The organism is Microcoleus sp. OTE_8_concoct_300, assembly GCF_031383065.1.
In the GTDB taxonomy this organism is placed as follows: Bacteria; Cyanobacteriota; Cyanobacteriia; order Cyanobacteriales; family Microcoleaceae; genus Microcoleus.
Map to the genome: position 1 here is coordinate 1 of NZ_JANMZH010000235.1, position 20405 is coordinate 20405.

Below are 20405 nucleotides of genomic sequence, written 5' to 3' on the forward strand. Positions count from 1 at the left end.
GTGGCGATCGACACTCAAACCTCGACGCTGCAAGCAACAGACGCCGTAGAGACTCTCAACAGGGCCTTGAGTTCCTGGCAACCTCCCGCAGGATTCAAGGGCACGCTGCGCCTGAAGTTGCGAATTACTGTCGATCGTTAAGGAAGGACTATCTATGTAAAAAAACATTAACTTTTAATTCAAAAATACCGAAAGCGCGATCGCTACCGCGAGGAAGATATAAAATCTTTATTAAAAGAGTGCCTTTAAACAGAAAGTGATGTTAAGAGAATTTATACCGTTTGAGGCAAAGGCTGAAACAGTCTAATTTTTGAAACAGTCTAATTTCTGAAACAACCTTAATAGTAAAGATTTCTCGATCGAAACCCCCCCATCAGAAAAGGTATCACGCCCTATGGAAGTTAGCGAACTGCTCAACAATTACGAAAAAGGACAAAGAGACTTTGCTGGAGCCGACCTCAGCGGGGCTAACCTCAGCGGAGCAATCTTAATCGGAGTCAACCTTTCGCGAGCTAATCTTTCCGGGGCGAACCTCAGCAGGGCGTTTCTCACCAAAGCAACACTCAAAGGCGCGCAGATGCAAAGAACAAATCTGAGTTTTGCCAAAATGGGCGAAGCCAAACTCCCCGGCGCAGATTTGACAAAAGCTAATTTGAGCGGGGCTTTTTTGGTAAAAGCAAAATTGCCGAGAGTAAAGTTAAGCGGCGCAACTTTAACCGGCGCCAACCTGCGCGGTGCTGTGTTGTGGAATGCCAATTTGTGCAGCGCCGACTTGCAATTAGTTAACTTGCTGGGCGCGAATCTGACGGGAGCTAATTTTAAGTGGGCAAACCTTTACGGTGCAAAGCTCAATTGTGCAAAACTTTTTGGAGCTCAATTAACCGGAGTCAGTCTGCGGCGAGCGCAGTTGGCAGGGGTGAATCTCTGCGGTGCAGATTTGAGCGGCGTCAATGTGAGCGAAGCTAAACTAATGGGAGCGAATTTGGAAGGCTCGAATTTGGCGGGGGCGAATTTCAGCGCGGCTCAGTTGCGGGAGGTGAAGTTAGCGGGAGCAAACTTAACCGGGGCTAAGTTGAGGGGAAGTTGTTTGAGAGGGGCAAATCTGAATTGGGCCAAGCTGTCTCAAGCTGATTTGATGTCAGCAGATTTGAGCGAGGCGACGTTAATAGGAGCTAATTTAGATAATGCTTTGTTGGCGGGAGCTATTTTGCCGGAATCTACTAGGCGCTACTTTTCCTTAGCTGGGCCGGGCCAAGTCAATTCTTGGGAAGTTAAGGAGTTTTAAAATGGGTAATGGGGAATGGGGAATGGGAAATTTTTGGTGATTAAATCTGGTAACTACGGAATTATAGGCGAGTGCCAGCGTCCCGCTCGTACTGCTTTAAAATCAATGGACGCAAAGAAACCGGGTTTTTTTACCAAGATTTAGGGTTTAAACCAAGTATTTTGGTGGAAAAACCCGGTTTCTCGGCATCGGTGCGTAAGTCCTAGAATTAGTGAAATACCTAACACTGACCTTTCGGTACAGTATAGGCTTCGTGTCTCGTTTGCTGTTGCTCTGTTGGGGATATCCATTGCTGAATATTCGTCACTGAAGACGATCCGAGTCTTACACACCATCTCTGGGCTTTTACACCCTTTATCCCTTCGTAGGGAACGCACGCAGAAGCCCTGTTTCCCAGGGCAAAAAGTATTTTCGTACAACAAACTTGGATTGTATTTTATGGTGGGACGTGCCTTACCAACCAGCGGTCTGTTCTTTCCCCCTTTCTCTCGCAGTTGTCTGAGGCCAAGCATATTACTGCTACTGTAGCCTGTTGTTTGCAGTCGAGCGGGCGGGTCGCAACCATTTACATTTTACACGTTTTAGTGAAAATATCGGGAAGTTTTCGATTATTCCTTGAACTTTGCTTGGCTTATATCCCGGCGCCCAATAAGGTACAATTACAGCGCGGGACTTACGCCAATTGAGTTAAAAGTGGCAGATATCCGCGCCGGAGTTAGCCTGGGCTGTTTCCCTACAAGTGATTAAGCTCAAGGTTTTCTGTTAAAATCAATTATTTAATCTCAAATCTAAAATCGTTATGACTGTTAATTTTGGGGTGGTTCTGGTAACTGCGGCATCGGAGGCGGAGGCGGAGAATCTCGCTAAATCTCTAGTTGAACACAAGCTGGCTGCTTGTGTGAATTTGTCACCCATTCGCTCTATTTATACTTGGCAAGGCGAGATTCAGGCCGAGTCAGAGTGGCAGTTGCTGATTAAAACTGATTTGGCTAAATTTGAGGCTTTAAAAACAAAAGTTCAGGAACTCCATTCCTATGAAGTTCCCGAAATTATTGCTATTCCTATTATCGCTGGCAGCGATGCTTATCTGAATTGGCTGGGACAATCTTTAAGTTTGTAGTCAAGACTTTAGTCCTAAATTATCCACGCTTAGAGGGACCCAAGTCCCTACTACAAATGGTCAGAAACCTACGAATTATGACTGGTAGGGCCGATGACGCCGATTTTGTGGCGGAAACTTAGTTCGCCGCCGAACCAGCCTGTAATGCCCAGCAAGGTTGCGACGACGACCGAAATTGCTAAACCTGTATATACGATCGGCTCCGCCGGATTTCCTTGTCGCAACACCAGGTTAATCAGGGAAAGTACCATAACCGCCACATTCCCGCCCATGTGCAACCAACCGGCACTGCGCTCGCGCACTCTTTTAACTTTGAAAAACTCTGAAAAGCCCGTGATTGCTGCCAAAATCCCCGCAGCAAAACCCACACCTATCAGCCAAAGCGAAGCTCTCGCCCAAAACGGATCCCTTGTCAGCCAATAACCGATGTCTGTGCCGGCGGCTCCTACTAAAAAGGCTATCGGAAACAGTACGATCGCGGGGTGAATCGGATGGCCTGCAATTGCAACTGAACTCGTAATGCCCGCGTCGCGATACTCTGTATCGTGACTTTCGAGAATCGGCGGAAGATTGGGATAGGGCGTACTATTTCTGGGATTTGTTTCCATGATTCCTACAGATAACTTTTGTACAACAAAGCCGTTTTTATTGGATTAAACTTAATCCCAAACCCGCTCGCCATTTTCGTCAACCCGGGCCTGCCTAATTACGTCAGAAATTTCGTCGGCGTCTTTGACGTGGTGCAGGGCTTTCTTTTCCCCATCGGGTTCTTCTACCATCACATAAGTTGGAACTGTAACAACATCTCCCGTGATGTCTGGCACGTGGTCTACCGCCAGTTGCTGGGCTTTTTCTTCGATGGTTTGCGGTTCATCGGCAATGCGATCGCCCGGATTGACAGTGCGCTCCATATCTTTGCCTGGTTTGTCGATACTCATAAAAACCTCTCTGGTATTTCTAATTTTTTGCTGACTCTAATTCCTACTATTGAACGAAAAATCTCCCTGCACAAACATCTCCCGAGGGGTGGAAGTTTCAGTTAGGGCGATCGCAGGTAGCCTCTTCCTGTAGGTAGAGGATTTTCGGCTGGTTCCGAAAAAACCTAAGCTAAAATCTAAGCATAATATTTTCCTTCCCTTTGAGTTGCCCATGAAAAGTTACGATTGGATTGTTGTCGGCGGCGGCATTACGGGTGCGTCACTGGGTTACGAACTGGCAAAAAAAGGTTTTGCGGTGCTGCTTTTGGAACGAGATGCTACCATGCAAAATGCTACTCGTTTTAGTTACGGCGGCTTGGCTTATTGGTCGGGCACGACTGATTTAACTCGTCTATTGTGTCGGGAAGGTATCGAACGCCACCGCAATTTATCGGCGGAATTAGATGCTGATACTGAGTTTCGCGAGTTGGATTTGTTGCTAACAATTGATGCGGGTTCCGATGCCGAAAAAGCGGCGGCTAATTATACGCATTTTGCGATTACTCCGCAGCTTTTGAGTGTTGCAGAAGCTGGCGAGTTGGAACCTTTGCTCAATAAAAGCGAGCTCGCCGGAGCTCTGACTGTGCGTCACGGTCACATTTCGCCGAGTTCCACAAATAAAGCTTATTGTCAAGGGTTTCTGCGGTTGGGAGGAAGGATAGAATTTGCTGAAGTAATTGGGTTTATAGAAGAGGGAAATCGGATTTCGGGAGTCAAGACGGCCCAGGGAATTTATCGTTGTGAAAATGCTGTTGTTTGTGCTGGAGGTTGGAGTCGGAGTTTGCTGAAGCTGGCTGGTATTTCTGTGGGAGTTTATTTTACTCGCGCGGAAATTTTGGAAACTGCACCTGTGGATTTGAAACTCAGGACTTTGGTGATGCCTGCGCTATTAAAACGTTTTGAATTGGAAGCTGAATCGAGTAGAATTGAGATGGATTTTCTTTGGGATGAGCCGGGTAAAGAGTTGCTGTCGCCGATTTTAGATTCGGGTGCAATTCAATTTAAGGATGGGAGTTTGCGGATCGGGCAATTGTCTCGCACTTTGAGCGATTTGAATGCTAAAGTCGATCGCGAAACCAGCGAAAAAGCAATTCGTGCAGGAATCGGCAAAGTTTTGCCTGCTTTGGCAGGTTTACCTGCAACTTGGCACGATTGTATTGTGGCCTTTAGCGCTGATAAGTTGCCCGTAGTGGGGTCTATTGGCTCTCGCCCTGGATTGTACGTTTTTTCTGGTCTCAGCAATCCTTTGGCTATTGTACCTGCTGTGGCTGAACGATTTGCAAATTGGGCGACGGGAGAAAAAGATTGGGCGATCGAGCTTTTGTCTCCCGATCGATTTTGCTGACACTGACTAATTTTAACTGTTAGCTTTTAACTATTAGTGGGGAGGGCAGGTTTATGTATATTGTTAGTTGGAATTTATAGCTTGTTGGTGAAACCTGCCCTAGGGATTCGCGCCTACAAGAATACATCTAAAATATCAAGATTTGTAGGGGCGAGTTACCCCAATTTCAATCATCCATCAAATTGCCGAACTCAAAAACCCGTCCCCTCCGATCGCAGATACCCAAAAACCTGTCTCCTAGTCAGAGTTAGTAGGTTGAGTGGGGGCGCGTTTCTCAATATTTTGGATGTGATATCGATTCCGGTTGCACCGTCCGTCATTGTTGACTAATGACTAATGACTAATGACTAATGACTAATGACTAATGACTAATGACTAATGACTAATGACTACAGACTAATGACTAATGACTAATGACTACAGACTACAGACTACTGACTACTGACTACTGACTACTGACTACTAACTACTAACTAAAAAAGGCAGCGTGACAATAAATGTAGTACCTTTGCCGATCGCACTTTCCACACTTATTGTACCCCCGTGCAGGTCAACTATGTGTTTGACAATGCAGAGTCCCAAACCCGATCCTTTAATCTTGCCTACATTAGCACCCCGTTCAAACTGCTGAAATAGTTTTTCTTGATCTTCCGCTGTCATTCCAATTCCCTCATCTCGAACGCACAAAATTATTTGCTGGTTTTCGCAGCTTAATTCTAAACTAACATTGCCGCCGTTTGGAGAATATTTAATAGCATTTGAAAGCAAATTAGTCAGAAGGTGGTGCAAGAGTTTTGCATCGAGATTGGCGTACACCGGACCTGTGTTAGTGCGGAAAGTTATGACGTGTTTGTCGGTGACGAGAGGTTGCAGTTCTTCTAAAATAGAGGTGCATAAATTCGTCGCATTAATTCGATTTAAATTCAAGGAAATTTTCCCGTTTTCTGCTTTGCTAAGCATTAAAATGTCCTCCAGCAATCCACTCATATTGCTGACAGCTTTTTTAATGCGAGCGACATTTTTATTAGTTGCTGAAACCCTCTGCAATTCGCTATCTTCTATCATTTCAGCCGATAGCTGTATAGTAGTTAAAGGAGTGTTTAAATCGTGGTATGCCATTGAAAAAAATCGCGAGCGGTTTTCGCTTTTCGCTGCGGCTATGGCAATTAGTTTTTGCATTTTTACTGCTTCTTGATGTTTGCTCAGCGCTATCTTGATGGTGGCGTGCAGTTCTCTTTGTTTAAACGGTTTGAGGAGGTAGCCGTAAGAGCCAGTATTTTCCGCTCGCTGCAAAGTTTCGTCGTCGGCATAGGCAGTTGTATAGATAATTGGGATATCGAATTTTTGATTAATTATTACTGCTGTTTCTATGCCGTCCATGTCACCTTTGATGACTATATCCATTAAAATTAAATCGGGTTCTATTTCGCCTGCGCGCTGGATGGCATCGGCTCCGGAAGAAACGATGCCGACGATTTTATATCCCAAACTTTCTAATTTATGGGATAAATTTTTAGCAATTAATAGTTCGTCTTCGACAATCAAAATATTAATTGCTTTTTCGGCAAAATTCATAAGTTTAAAACCTTTTAGAGTAGCTTAACTCGTTCAATTTCAAGTGAAAGGCTGTGCCGGTTTGTCTTGACAGTTCGATGCTTCCTTCTAACTGGTCGGTTAAAGTGCAGACAACTTGAAAGCCCATCGAGTTAGTTTTCCGAAAATCTAAGTTTTGAGGAAAGCCAATGCCGTTGTCCTTAATGAAGAGGTGGATTTCCCGATCGCCAGTTTGATAGCATTCTACACTAACTGTACCAGTCCTGCCATCAGGAAAAGCGTGTTTGAGGGTATTTGAAACCAATTCATTGGCAATTAAACCGCAGGGAGTAGCGGTTTCAAGATTCAGGTAAATTGGCTCAGCTAATACCTGTAACTGAATTCGGTTGTCGCTAATATTGTAAGAGTGAAACAAGTTACTTACCAAATCTTCGAGATATTCGCCAAAATTAATTTGCGCCAGGTTAATCGAGCGGTACAGTTTCTCGTGAATCAGAGCCATAGAGTAAAGGCGATTCTGACTTTCTTCAAACATTTTGGCTAATTGGGGGTCGGCAACTGTGTTAGATTGCAATTCTAACAGACTCGCAACTACGCAGAGGTTGTTTTTGACGCGGTGGTGAATTTCTTTGAGCAAAATTTCTTTTTCTTTGAGGGAGTTTTTCAAATTTGCTTCCGCTTGTTTGCGTTCGCTTAGTTCAGCTTGCAGTTGCTGGTAGAGTAGAGATTGCTGAATGGCGATCGCTAATTGATTCACCAACTGCTGCAATAAATTGATTTCCCATTCTAGCCAATCACGAGGGCGATCGCATTGGTGGGCAATCAGCAATCCCCAAAGTTGGCAGTGCTGAATAATCGGCACTACTAACTTTGCCCTAACTTGAATTTGTGTCATAAACTCCACCACACAAGGTGTAAGGTCGGGGTCATCTAGTTCGGAGATCGCACAAATTCGCCCTTGCAAATAAAGCTGATAACTTTCGGCCGGAAAAACTTCTGCGCCAAAACATCTATCCACGAGTTGGCTGCATCCTTCTGCCACGGCTTCAGCAATGACTCGCCCGCCACTTTTGGGTAAAAGTTGATAAACCAAAACTCGATCGGCTAACAATACTTGCTGGAGTTCGGCAACCGTGGTGTTGAGAATTTCCTCTAATTGCAAAGACTGGCGGACGCGACGGGCGATCGCCTCCACGAGCCGTTCTCGCTCGCACTGCTGCTGCAGGGCGATTTCGGCGTATTTAGAATTGCTGATATCAGCGGCGTAACCAATAATTTCGATCGGAAGGCCCCTGCTGTCAACCAATAGTTTCAGTTCCGTCCGCAGCCAGCGGTAAAGTCCGTCTCGGTGCAGAAAGCGGTACTCGCAAATGCAATTTTTGCCCTCGGACAAATTAGAAAAGTTTACTATAAATTGTGGCAGATCTTCTGGGTGAATCCGGCTCGCCCAAAAGTTAGAATCTGCTAACATTTCTTGGGGATCGTAGCCAACGATTGCCTTAACGTTGTCGCTAATGTAAGTAGTACAAAAATTTACCGTGGGTGCGGCAGTAAAAATTACTGCCGGATTAGAAGCCAGTAAAAATTGCAGGCGTTCTTTTAACTGCTGCAATTCCATTTCTGCCCGCTTACGATAACTGATATCTTCGATCGCCCCCATGCTGTAGAGAGGAATTCCCTCGCGGTCGCGGATCAGCGTCACCGTCAAGTTTGCCCACATCAGCTCGCCATTCTTCTTAATCAAGCGTTTTTCCATTTGGAAGCGAGAAATATTCCCCTCTACAAGCTGCTTGACTTGCTCTAAATCTGCTTGTAAATCTTCTGGATGAGTGAGTTGAGTCAAAGTCATCGTCGCCAACTCCGCATCGCTGTAGCCCAACATCTGGCGGTGAGCTTCATTCACCTTGATCATGCGGTAGTCGCGCACGCTTGTCAAACCGATCGCGATCGGAGCATCGTCAAATAAGTTGCGAAACTTTTCCTCGCTCTTTTGCAGTGCAGCTTCTGCGTGTTTGCGAGCGGTAATGTCTCGGGCAACCCACATCACCCGATCGAGATCCAGGGGCGAAATACTCGCATCAAACCAGCATAACTTGCAGCCAATTTCCATCCTGTATTCAACTCTGTGGGTTTGCCCAGATGCCAATGTTTGGCGAATGTGGTCGAGGGCAAAATTAGCTTCCGCTTCTGGGAAGATTTCGGCGAGAGTTTTGCCCAGCACTTCAGGAGCCGGTTTGTACAGCAGTTCGGGAGCCGTGGGGGCAATTTTGAGGTAGCGGCCCCTGGCGTCGAAAACCAGCACGATATCCGTCATGGCATTAAACAGCGCCAGCAGTTCGGCTTCGGAGTTTTGGAGTTTTTCTTCAGTCAATTTGCGCTCGGTAATGTCCGTGTCAGTCCCACTCAGGCGGCAAGCCTTGCCGTCGGGCGATCGGATCGCGCTGCCGCGGGCAAGTATCCAGCAGGTACTGCCGTCTTTGTGCAGCATCCGGTGTTCAACTTCATAACTTTCTGTCAGACCCTCTAGATAAGCATTTACTGCTTCCCAGACGGCAACTCGATCGTCGGGATGAACGTGAGACGCCCAATTTTCCATGCGGTTGGGAATCTCTGCGTCCTGATAGCCCAACAAAGCTTTCAAAGACGGAGCAATGTAGATTTCGTCGGTTTCCAAATTCCAGTCCCAAACCCCCACTTTGCCCGCCGATACTGCCAGTTCGTACCATTGTGTCCGCTGCTGGACTCTCCGTTCTAACTCTGCATTGAGCTGTAGCAAAGCGATTTCTGCTTGTTTGAGCTGCGTTACATCCCGGCCTGCTGCTTGATACTCGACGATTTGTCCGCTCTCGTCGAATATAGCGCGATCGATCCACTGCTGCCAGCCAATTTCCCCGCTCGGCAAAATTACTCGGTGTTCCCCAGTAAAAATAGGCTTGTCGGGAGACACAGAAGTATATTGATCTTGAAAAATTTCTCGGTCTGCTTCTGGGATCAGCGGCATAAAGCTATTGCCGAGCAAGTCTTCTGGTTGCACGCCGAAATAGCGACAGTAAGCTTGATTGACAAAAGTGATTTTACCGTCGGGGAGGTAGCGGCAAATCAGTTCGCTTTGGTCTTCCACAATCGCCCGGTAGCGCGCCTCGCTCTGCCGCAGGGCATTTCCGGCATTTTTGCGATCGCCGACTCGTTTTTCTAGTTCACAATTGCCGTCTAACAGTTCGCATTGTTCCTGGAGTTTTGCCGCTTCTTGGTGCAGTGCCTCTATCCAGCTATACATTGCTGAGCGAATCCTTTTTTCGCTGACTAAACCTACGACCTGACCCCGTTCATCCACAATTGGCAAGTAATCGATCGAGTGTTGACAAAATAGCTTAAATGCGGTAAAAATATCTGTAAATTCTGATTCTTTTAAGACTATTAAATTCCGGGTCATTGCGTCGGCAACTTTCATGCCTTGCCATCCGTACTCGGTGGCTAAGTTCAGCACATCTTCCGGCCTTAGCAGTCCGACTAGCTGATTTTCATCGACAACTAAAACGCAACTAATCGATGCTTTTACCGTTTCGTTTGAGTGATGGGCTGAATTAGGCAACGGACAAGGGTCGATCGCCCCACGCATTAGGGCGATCGCATCCCCGAGGCAAGCGGAAGGCGCAACCGTCACAGGGTGGCGATCGACAGCTTTTAAGGGCGATCGTAAATTTGCTGACAAATTAGCAAGTTCCATCAGTCTTGGCGAAAAAGTATTGCTAATTAACTTTAGCAACACTAGTCAACAGTCATTAGTCATTAGTCATTAGTCATTAGTCATTAGTCAACAATGCGGACGGTGCAACCGGAATCGATATGAATTGCTGCTAGAGCTTTTTTGATTGTTTCGGATGCCTACAGGATGCGAGTGGTGGCGTACTGAGTTATTTTTCGCTTGCGGGCGCGCTGTCTGTCTGTCACATCGCGGCCGATGTACACGAAATCTTGAACGGCGGCCCCAGATCCAGAAATGCCTTGAATTTCAGTCGAAATCGCCGTACAGGAAAACGAAACTGTTAGCTTTTCTCCGCTTTTGGCCCTGCAAATTACTTCGGTGTTAGTTTCAGATTGTTGAGGCGGATATTGACTGACTGCTTGCAAAGATGCGCCAACTGCGGCAAGAACGTCTATTTGCTGGCCTACTAATTGTGATTCGCTGTAACCAAACAAATCTTGAGCCGCTTGATTGACTTTTTTAATTTTTCCCGAGGCTGTTGTTACCAACAAAACTTCCGCCATAGAAGTAATAATTTTTTCAACATAATTATTAGTAGCGGCTAAGGTACTCAATAAAATATCCATTTCATTGGTAGCTTGGACTAGAGTTTGTTCTAAAGCCATCCTGTCGGTTACGTCGTCAAAAAATATAATTAATCTCTGATGATTATCTTCATTGGTGAACTCGACAATATAGATATCAAAATAAAGCCGCGATCCATTTCCTAATACCCGCGCGATCGCTTTAAATTCAAAATTTTGCAAACGTCTTTCAAAAATATCGATTAAAATTTCTTCAGTTCCCACCAATTCGGGAAAGGGAATGCGGACATCGTTGCCGGTGACTACTTCCTCGGGACAGTCGCCAAACCGCTGCACTTTGAGAGATGTTTCTTGGATTAAAAAATGTTTGTCCAGTGCTAGGTACTCCAAGTGGTGGGGAACTAACAGTTTTTTTAACAGGGTTTTCATATTAGATTTTGAGTAGTGAATGCGCCCTCTGTATCAAATTATCTCAGATTAATCTATTTATCTCTATTTGTCAAATGGAATTTTGACTATAAAGGTAGTGCCTAACCCTGTCTCGCTGGAAAATTCGATTTGACCTCCGTGCAAGTCTACACACTGCTTCACTATGGATAAACCCAGTCCTGTGCCGGGTATTTTTCCGACATTTTGGGCTCGGTAATAAGATTCAAACAGTTGTTCTTGATCTTCGATAGGAATGCCAATGCCTGCGTCTTTAATTTTAAATTTAGCTTCTTCATTCTCACAATTTAATTCAAAATAAATATGGCTGCCGATCGGCGAATATTTTATAGCATTTGACAGCAAATTTGTCAAGATGTGCCGCAGCAATTTTGGATCGAGTGCTGGCAAGTCTTGCGTTTCCTCCGACTCCCGATCGGTTTTTTTCGCGGAAACACTTAATTTTTTATAAATAAAATTAATTCTATGATTTTTGCCGTAACTAATTTTAATTGATTCTACTAACTCGCTGCAAAGTTTGTGTAAGTCAACTGGTGCGGGATTGAATTCGAGTTTTCCCGCTTCGGCGCTGCTGAGCAACCGCACGTCATCTAATAGCTGAGCCATGTGTTTAGATGCTGATTCAACGTGTTCGAGGTATTGTTTTTTTTCCTCGTGGGTGATTTCGTCGCCGTAGTCTTGGAGGATTTTAGTAGCAAATAATATTGTATGTAAAGGATTGCCGAATTCGTGAGCGAGCATGGAGAAAAAACGAGATTTTACCTGTCTGAGTTCTTGCTCTTTTGCCAAACATCGGCGAATTTCTATTTCTTGTTGCTTACGTTCTGTGATGTCCCTGCCGATATAGATGAAATCGTAAAGTTCCTGTAATTCTGTCTGAATTGCCGAACAGGAAAATTCTACCCAAATTTCTTCTCCTGCTTTAGTAGTGCAGATTACTTGCAGTTCTCTGAGCAGCTCTTTATGAGACAAAATATAGCGGTGGCGAGCTTGGTAAAGCAACTTTTCTTCGACTACTATTATGGAGAGGGGGTGGCCGATCAATTCTGCTTCATTGTAGCCAAATAACCATTTTGCTGATTGATTGACTGTTTTGATAATTCCTAATGTTGTTGTCACCAACAAAGCATCGCCCATCGAGCGAATAACTTTATCTATATAATCGTTAGAAGCGGCTAAGGCACTCACCAAAAGATGAGCTTCATTCGCCCTCTGAATCAACGATTGCTTCATCACCATCTTTTCGGTGGTATCTTCAATCAAAATTAGCAATTTACTTGGCACATCTTCTTGTTCGTCTTCATGTTTGATAGCCAACATATCAAAGTATAAAGGGCAGTTGTGGTCGGTAAACCGAGCGATACCTTTGAGATCGCAACTCGGCAGCCGTCCCATAATGATAGACATGAGGATATTTTCAAGGCCAATCAGTTCGGGAAAACTCATGCGAGCATCTGCACCGGGTATCGCGTCGCCCGGAGTATCGGCATAATGCTGCACTTCGGCGGAGGTTTCCTGAATGATGAAATGGTGATTTACTACCAAATACTGTGTTTGTCGCGGCTCCAACAGCTTTCTCAAAAGGGGGTTCATACTTGTTCTACCATTCTGTAAGCTAGTTTATAGAAGATTTCGTCAACGTCTTTGCCTGTTTTAGCAGATGTAGTGTAAACTGCTATTACTTTGTCTTGACCTATCGAATGGGCTATTTCCACTAGCAGCGCCAATTTTTCCTCGTCAATCAAGTCTACTTTGTTCAAAGCGACGATAATTGACCCTTTAGGATTGACTGAAGAAAAAAGCTGAATGTGTTCGGAGATTCGCTCAACTGTTTCGGAGCGGCTGACATCGGCAACGATTAAAACGCCGCTAGCTCCCTGCAAGTAAGTCGGTGCTATTCCTTTGAATTTTGTATGGCCTTCTAAGTCCCAAATTAGCAACTGTGCCGTCACGTTTTCTCGCTGTTTTACGCTTTCTAATTCTAGGCTTTTGCGGGAAATTTTTACTCCCACAGTGGAGAGGTACTGGTCGCTGAATTGCCGATCGACAAAACGGCGGATCAGGCTGGTTTTCCCCACGCCAAAATCGCCAATCATGCAGATTTTTTTAGATATAGTAACTGGCATAATTATTTACTGTTTATAGTATTAGTTATTGGTTCAAATAGCACGCATCTGCTTAAAAGTCGCGGTTGATTGGGTTCCAAGCCGGGAGGAGGATTTGGGCTGCCGATCGTTTGGAGGCGCTTCGGGTCAGCACCTTGCCGCACTAAAGCATCTCGCACTGCTGCAGCACGCCTGAGCGACAACTTTTGATTTGTAGCAAGTTCCCCCATTCCATCGCTGTGCCCAATTATCTTAATCTGTTTGTGAGGATATTGATCCATGAAATTTTTGACACTGGCGATGATTTCTCCATATCTTGAGTCTAATTTTGTCGTTCCTTGCTGGAAGTAGATGCGGCTTGTAATTTTCAGCGGCTCTAATTTAACTGTGCTAATCACCGATTGAACACCGGGAATTTGCTTCAGGGATTGAGCTATTTTCTGGGCGTCTGCACCGTCTATAACTCTGCCCTCTACAGTAACTTTCCGATCGCCGTAGCGAGTAGAAATAAAAACGCCCTCTCTCTGGTTCAAAATAGCGGTAATCCGCAGCACCTCGGCGGCCGTCAAAACAGGATCTGGGGGGACATCTACAGCTACAATTCTATTATCTAATTGCAATTTTGGTGCAGTGGATGCGACTATTTTTTCGGCTTTTGCCCGCAATTCTCGATTGGGCAACTTTCCGGTTAGCTTTAAAGTTTTGCCATCCACTGCAACATCTAAGCGGTAAACTGCTAATTCGGGAGTGTCGGCTAAAGCTGCGACGGCATTTGCTTGGAGGCGGCGCTCAACACTGCTGCGGTACTGATGTATTCCCCAAGGTACTAAGATTAAGCTCAGGGCGGCTAAAGTGATAGCCGCTAGGGCGATCGGGGGTTTTGTTGATTTTTCTTTGTGCAGCGGGTCGAATAAAGTTTTTATTAACGGGTGCAGCGCATCCGGTATAGTACCGGGATCGCCGTTAAAGTCGTGAATTAATTTACCGTAATTAAGGATGAGATTACTAACGTTTTGTCGCATTTTGTTGATGAACGAGTGTGGCGGTTCTCCTTTAATCACGACTGCCATGTAGCAGTATCCCGCTACTTCTAGCATAATCTTGGAGTCGCCGTATTCAATTTGATTGAGTTCGGAAGCTTCTCCGGGCTGCACGATGCACTCGTTAACAAAGCTGCGAATAGCTGTGAGCATTCCTGCTACCATTTCTGATTCTAACTGGTAGCTTTCTGAGTTTTGAACTTCGGAAATTATCAAGCCTGATGCTTTGTGAATTAAGAAGGCTGCTTGGACGGTAAAGGGTACTGATTCTTTGAGGATTAATTCGGCTTCGGAGACTCCTTGTACTTGGGAGCGAATTTTTCGCCCAATTCCTTCGACGCTGATGGCATTTGACACTTTTTCATTGATTGTTTTGATAGCTTCTGCCATGTATCGGGAAATTGTACTGCCAATTACGGGATAGAGCGCATCCACCATAGAGTCGCGTTCGAGTTTTATTTGGGCTGTAATCGCTTTGCCCATTTCCGGGGCGAGAACCTGGGCGATCGACTCTTGGTCAAGGCGAATTTGCTCTTTAATTGCTAGACCGACTTCTGGGGCGATCGCCTTAGCAATATCCGCTGGCGAATTCACTATTTGTTGAGCAAGTGCCTCGGGAAGCAGCTCAGCTATTGCCGCACTCATTGCCGACTTGTTTTCGTGAGTTTTTGCCCTAATCACTTCGTCAATAATTGGGACGATCGCGTTGACTACTTCTTCTCTGGAATCGGCAATTTTGCGGCTGAGAATTTCTCCGATCCAAGGCAGCATCAACTCAATCAACTCTTGGGGCTCGTAGATTTGGTGCTCTAATTTTCCTAATTTATCGTCGATTGTGGCCATCAGGTGGCGAACCCCCGGCAAATCATTTTCTGCCAGCAGATTTTTGACTTGCTCGATATCCGACATTTTTGAGCCGAAAATCAGATTTTGCAGCGTTTCCATCGCGCTGTCGGCTTGATTTAAATCCTGTTGAATTTGCCCTAATATTTCTGTCGGCTGTTCTAGTAAGTTTGGGATTTCTAGAGGCGAAGCCACCGCAGCATCTAAATATGCAGTTTCTGGTGGATCGGAGACTGTGGAAACTATGGGGTTATGGGGAATTACCGAGGGTTTTGACTCGGTTTCGGGAGGGGAGATATCCTGTAAATGACGATCGAACTGGTGGGAGTTTTGAGCCTGTACGTACTGTAGAGAATCTTTCATTGTCAAGTTAGACAACTCTGGGAGTGGCTCTGATTTCTCCTCCAAATCCGGCTGGGCGATCGCTGAAACATCTATAGTTTTAGCTGAGGAATAGTCTTTTTCCAGTTCTGAAGTGTTGAGTTTTTGAGTAGCCCACAGCAAACTTTTAAACTCGTCTGCAACAGACGAATCAGCAGACTCGGGTTCGCGATCGCCCGTTTCGGGCGAGCAACTCGGTGCCACTTCCTCTTGCTTTTCTGAGGAAATACCTAACAAATCCATCAACCCGCCGAGGGCCCCAGCTTGATTGTTTTCGCTGCTGCTGTCAGCTTCGGGCTCTGCATTTTGCTGGTTTGAAGCAGCAATAATTTTGAGTTCGACTAACAGATTCAGCAAGGGTTCGAGCTGGGCTGCGGCATCGGCAGCAGACTCGTCTGGTTGAGAAACAAAACCCTCTAACTCATTTTCGTCAGCCGGATTTTCTTTCGGTAAAGCCATGCGTTATTATCCGTGATGGTGGCGCTCCGGCAACAGAAATTCGTTATTTAACTTATTATCAGCAACGTTTTTAAGTTCGGGCACAAATTCTGTTCCTTTGAGCCTCATGCCGAGTTCAAACAGTATTTCTGCCATGTCGTCTCTGGAAACTTTAACATCTCTGAGCATGGAAAAGCGCCGATCGAGTTCTTCAAAAACTTGTGTTTTCAAAGTGCGGGTTTCTTCGGAGAGTCTATCTCTGGTTTGGGAGAGTTCGTCGCGAAGCGAACTGGTTTGATTGTCCATCGCTTCGTCGAGGGCTTCCATGTTGCTGGAGAATTTGCGGTTAACGCGATCGATTTGCTGACGGAGGTCGGCGCTTTCTTCTTGCGTGTTTGAGGTGAGGGATTTAACTTTCTTTTCTAAGGAATCAACTGCCGCCTTCATTTCGGCAGACAGAACTGTTTTTACTTGTTCGATGCGAGCTTGCATATCTTGCTGCATCATGGACAAGTCGGAATCTATTTTATCGAAGCGATTGTCGTATTCTCTAAGCTGGGCTCCAAAAATTATATCCCGGATCTGGTCGATATTTCCCAGCCGTTCGCGCATTTCTTCTTTAGTTATTTCGGCCATACTTGTACCTCGAATCTCCGAAGATTGTGAGCTTAAGAACTGTGCTAGTGATTTACGACAGTGGTTGGCGCCACTAGCTTTTTTGACGGGGCGGGATTTTATTGTTTCAACTCTCACCCCTGCGTGGGGGAGGGGATTTTTTAGAGTTTTGACTCTAAATATCCTGAGATGCAAATTCACAGGGCCGAGTCTTGTCACCAAAAATGGCGGTTTGCTATCTTTGACTTGCAGCAAGCTCAGATAAGCGTAGATTTTTATGCTATACAGCGGGTTAGGTTTTAATGTCTTGAGTGACATCCTCAATGATATCGCATCTTGACAGTGCCTCATACATAGCGCTTGGGCTGCGGCAAAAAGCGGGGGCGCGATCGCACAGGTCTTATGTATAAGATATGAAGGAGAAAGCTTGATCGCTCGCCGATCGACTCCTATGGATGTTGCCTTTGAGCAGAAAGCACTTATACAGTCGAACTCTGCCCCGAGCTCCCCCTTTTCCTTGTCCTCCTGCGATCGCCCTATAAAAAAGCGTAGGGCCCGATCGACAGCGACCAGACCCAATAATATGAGAACTTAGTTTTTTCTAACAAACGAGATGTGTTTCCGGTTGAGAACTTTTACTTACTAGGGTTTACAACTTTTGCAGCTTTACTTTTAATCCGCAACTACAACTATGTCTGACTCGACTGCGGTTTGGCTTGACTGCTCGATCGGCAGTTCGCCACTATTCCAAGTTGTGTTCGGTTAATTTCTGCTGCGCCTGGGAATCTAGACCGGAGACACCATGTCTATATCCTCGAACTTTCTTTCTAAATATAGCGACCTCCTTTCTCTTCCTGTCCCGGTGTCTATTATTAAGTTAGCACGAGCTTTCCGAGGAGTAAAGCACTATTTGCAAAACTTGATAGGTCTTTACATTACTAAGTATAATGATATGAATATCCAAATAGATGTAAGTTAGCACTCACGCACTCCTAACCAAGAAACCGGGTTTTTCTACCGAGATTGAGGATTTTAAGCAAGTATTTTGGTAGAAAAACCGGGTTTCTGGACACCCGTGCGTAAGTCCTATAAATTCTATTGTTGCTACATCTTTACATACTTAACAGTTCTTGTCATGTCTATTTCTCCTAAGTATCTCGGCGGTAGCCAAATCCGCCAAACCTTCCTCGACTTTTATGCTCAGCGGGGACATAATATCTTGCCGAGTGCTTCTTTGGTGCCCGAAGATCCGACGGTGTTGCTGACGATCGCCGGAATGCTACAATTCAAGCCGATATTTCTCGGACAGCGCACGGCCGAATCACCGCGGGCCACGACTTCTCAAAAGTGCATCCGCACCAACGACATCGAAAACGTCGGCCGCACCGCCCGCCACCACACGTTTTTTGAGATGTTGGGTAATTTCAGTTTCGGGGATTATTTCAAGAAACAGGCGATCGCCTGGGCGTGGGAACTTTCCACGGAAGTTTTCGGTTTACCAGCGTCCAATTTGGTTGTTAGCGTTTTCCGAGAAGATGAGGAAGCTTTTGCGATTTGGCGCGATGAAATTGGCATTCCGGGCGATCGGATTCAGCGCATGGGAGAAGATGACAATTTCTGGCAATCCGGCCCGACTGGCCCCTGCGGTCCGTGTTCGGAGATTTACTATGATTTCCACCCAGAGAGAGGCGACAATATTGACCTCGAAGATGATAGCAGGTTTATTGAATTCTACAACCTGGTTTTCATGCAGTACAATAAAGATGCAGAGGGCAATTTAACACCGCTGCAAAATCAAAATATTGATACTGGCATGGGACTGGAACGGATGGCGCAAATCCTCCAGAAAGTCCCCAATAATTACGAAACGGATTTGATTTTTCCGATCATTCAATCGGCGGCGGAAATTGCCGGGATTGATTACCACAATAGCGATGAAAAAGTCAAGGTTTCGCTGAAAGTAATTGGCGATCACATTCGGGCTGTGGTGCACATGATTGCGGACGAAATTCGCGCGTCGAATGTTGGTCGGGGTTACATTTTGCGCCGGTTGATTCGCCGGGTGGTGCGCCACGGGCGGCTGATTGGAATTCAGGGCGAATTTACGGTGCGGGTGGCTGAAAGTGCGATCGGCCTTTCGGAAGCTGCTTATCCGAACGTGCGGCGGCGGGAAGCTCAAATTAAGGCGGAATTGGCAAGGGAAGAGGCGCAGTTTCTCAAGACTTTGGAACGCGGAGAGAAGCTGCTGGAGGAAATTCTCAAAAAAGCTCTTGTGGAACAGGCGTCTGGCCTGTCGGTTTCTCAGGGCGGGCAAGATGCCCACCCCACAGTAGAGATTTCTGAGTCTCAGGGCGGGCAAGATGCCCACCCCACAGTAGAGATTTCTGAGTCTGAGGGCGGGCAAGATGCCCACCCCACAGTAGAGATTTCTGGTCAAGATGCTTTCACTCTTTACGATACCTACGGTTTCCCCTTAGAACTGACTCAAGAAATTGCTGAGGAACAGGGAATTTCTGTGGATTTGGACGGCTTTGAAGCGGCGATGAAGGAACAGCAAACTCGCGCTAAAGATGCTCGCCAAACAATCGATTTGACTGTGCAGGGTTCTTTGGATAAGTTGGCTGAAACAATCCAGGGAACTGAGTTTGTTGGTTATGCTGAATTGTCGAGTTTAGCTGAGGTAGAAGTTATCTTGGTTGACGGCAAATCTGTGGAGGAAGCAGCCGCCGGTACCGAGGTACAAGTTGTGTTGAACCAAACGCCGTTTTATGCTGAATCTGGCGGCCAAATTGGGGATAAAGGTTATTTGAATGGCAGCATTCAGGGAGAGAATGGAGAGGGTTTGTTGGTAAGAGTTGATGATGTGAAGAAGGAATCGGATTTCTTCGTGCATTTCGGCTTTGTGGAACGGGGAACCCTGAGAGTGGGCGATAGTATTACGGCGAAAATTGACAACAGCAGCCGCCGCCGAATTCAGGCCAACCACACAGCAACTCACTTATTACAATCAGCTTTGCGGAAAATTGTGGACGATTCGATTTCGCAAGCTGGTTCGCTGGTATCGTCTGAGAGATTGCGGTTTGATTTCAATTCTCCGCGCGCTGTCACAGCAGAAGAGTTGCAGAAAATTGAGGATTTAGTTAATAGTTGGATTGCTGAGGCGCACGCTGCGGTCGTTGCAGAAATGCCGATCGCCCTTGCGAGAGAAAAAGGCGCGACTGCGATGTTTGGCGAGAAGTACGGCGACGTGGTGCGGGTTATCGATTTTCCCGGCGTTTCGATGGAATTGTGCGGCGGAACTCACGTCAGCAATACCGCAGAAATCGGGCTGTTTAAGATTGTTTCCGAAGCCGGGGTAGCGGCGGGAACTCGCAGGATTGAAGCGGTTTCCGGTCAAGCTGTTTTGGACTATTTGAACGTGCGGGATAAGGTGGTGCGCGATTTGGGCGATCGATTTAAGGCCAAGCCTGAAGAATTGCCGAACCGGATTACTAATTTGCAGAATGAGTTGAAGGATACTCAGAAACATTTGGCTGCTGTCAAGTCGGAATTGGCGATCGCAAAATCCGACCAGTTGCTGAGTGCGGCTGAGGCGATCGGTGAATTCAAAATCATTGTAGCTCAATTGGGTGATGTGGATACGGAAGCGCTGAAAACTGCGGCGGAAAGGTTGCAGCAAAAGTTAGGAAATGCTGCGGTTGTTTTGGCATCAATTCCTGAACCGGACAAGGTAAGTTTGGTGGCAGCTTTTAGTCCAGAAGTCAATAAGAAAGGATTGCAAGCTGGCAAGTTTATCGGGGGAATTGCTCAAATTTGCGGCGGAAAAGGCGGCGGGCGGCCTAATTTGGCGCAAGCTGGGGGACGCGATGCAAGCAAGTTGCAGTCAGCGTTGGAAAGTGCTCGCAATCTGTTAGTTGAAGGGTTGGGGTAGTCTGGGTTTTCTGTAGGGAAACGGCACTGCCGTG

13 protein-coding genes are annotated in these 20405 nt (G+C 46.1%); 4 read left to right on the forward strand and 9 right to left on the reverse strand.

Annotated elements, in window-relative coordinates; all coding sequences use genetic code 11:
• Window positions 1–394 precede the first annotated feature (394 nt).
• Complete coding sequence (locus ACUVJL_RS11335; RefSeq protein ID WP_445245935.1) at window positions 395–1285, forward strand: pentapeptide repeat-containing protein; 891 nt, start codon at window positions 395–397, stop codon at window positions 1283–1285.
• A gap of 799 nt (window positions 1286–2084) precedes the next feature.
• The gene (gene cutA / locus ACUVJL_RS11340) at window positions 2085–2405 is read left to right on the forward strand and encodes a divalent-cation tolerance protein CutA (RefSeq protein WP_445245936.1); all 321 of its coding nucleotides are present in this window, start codon (window positions 2085–2087) and stop codon (window positions 2403–2405) included.
• 68 nt (window positions 2406–2473) lie between these two features.
• Here the strand turns inward: cutA and ACUVJL_RS11345 are convergent, their stop codons facing one another.
• Window positions 2474–3013, reverse strand: coding sequence for a DUF2231 domain-containing protein (locus ACUVJL_RS11345; protein ID WP_445245937.1), 540 nt, complete (start codon window positions 3011–3013; stop codon window positions 2474–2476).
• Window positions 3014–3064: 51 nt separating this feature from the next.
• Window positions 3065–3343, reverse strand: coding sequence for a hypothetical protein (locus ACUVJL_RS11350; protein WP_445245938.1), 279 nt, complete (start codon window positions 3341–3343; stop codon window positions 3065–3067).
• Between the two features lie 211 nt (window positions 3344–3554).
• Between ACUVJL_RS11350 and ACUVJL_RS11355 the strand changes: the two genes are divergently transcribed.
• Window positions 3555–4727 carry an NAD(P)/FAD-dependent oxidoreductase gene (locus ACUVJL_RS11355; protein WP_445245939.1) on the forward strand — a complete coding sequence of 391 codons (1173 nt, stop codon included), beginning with the start codon at window positions 3555–3557 and terminating at the stop codon, window positions 4725–4727.
• A 462-nt stretch (window positions 4728–5189) separates the two neighbouring features.
• Here ACUVJL_RS11355 and ACUVJL_RS11360 read toward each other — a convergent pair whose 3' ends face one another.
• The 7 genes from ACUVJL_RS11360 to ACUVJL_RS11390 all read right to left on the reverse strand — a co-directional run bounded on the left by ACUVJL_RS11360 (window position 5190) and on the right by ACUVJL_RS11390 (window position 16758).
• Window positions 5190–6302 carry a hybrid sensor histidine kinase/response regulator gene (locus ACUVJL_RS11360; RefSeq protein WP_445245940.1) on the reverse strand — a complete coding sequence of 371 codons (1113 nt, stop codon included), beginning with the start codon at window positions 6300–6302 and terminating at the stop codon, window positions 5190–5192.
• Between the two features lie 4 nt (window positions 6303–6306).
• Window positions 6307–10008: a PAS domain S-box protein gene (locus ACUVJL_RS11365; protein WP_445245941.1), complete on the reverse strand. Its 3702-nt coding sequence runs from the start codon at window positions 10006–10008 to the stop codon at window positions 6307–6309.
• 158 nt (window positions 10009–10166) lie between these two features.
• Window positions 10167–11000 (reverse strand): PAS domain S-box protein, encoded by an 834-nt coding sequence (locus ACUVJL_RS11370; RefSeq protein WP_445245942.1) that lies wholly within the window; start codon window positions 10998–11000, stop codon window positions 10167–10169.
• Window positions 11001–11063: 63 nt separating this feature from the next.
• Window positions 11064–12611 carry a PAS domain-containing sensor histidine kinase gene (locus ACUVJL_RS11375; RefSeq protein WP_445245943.1) on the reverse strand — a complete coding sequence of 516 codons (1548 nt, stop codon included), beginning with the start codon at window positions 12609–12611 and terminating at the stop codon, window positions 11064–11066.
• Window positions 12608–13144, reverse strand: a complete 537-nt coding sequence (locus ACUVJL_RS11380) for a Rab family GTPase (protein ID WP_445245944.1) — start codon at window positions 13142–13144, stop codon at window positions 12608–12610. The genes ACUVJL_RS11375 and ACUVJL_RS11380 overlap by 4 nt, the downstream gene beginning before the upstream one ends.
• Before the next feature lie 2 nt (window positions 13145–13146).
• Window positions 13147–15846: an OmpA family protein gene (locus ACUVJL_RS11385; RefSeq protein WP_445245945.1), complete on the reverse strand. Its 2700-nt coding sequence runs from the start codon at window positions 15844–15846 to the stop codon at window positions 13147–13149.
• A gap of 6 nt (window positions 15847–15852) precedes the next feature.
• The gene (locus tag ACUVJL_RS11390) at window positions 15853–16758 is read right to left on the reverse strand and encodes a hypothetical protein (RefSeq protein ID WP_445245946.1); all 906 of its coding nucleotides are present in this window, start codon (window positions 16756–16758) and stop codon (window positions 15853–15855) included.
• Window positions 16759–17575: 817 nt separating this feature from the next.
• Between ACUVJL_RS11390 and alaS the strand changes: the two genes are divergently transcribed.
• Window positions 17576–20371, forward strand: a complete 2796-nt coding sequence (alaS, locus tag ACUVJL_RS11395) for an alanine--tRNA ligase (protein WP_445245947.1) — start codon at window positions 17576–17578, stop codon at window positions 20369–20371.
• Window positions 20372–20405: the final 34 nt, after the last annotated feature.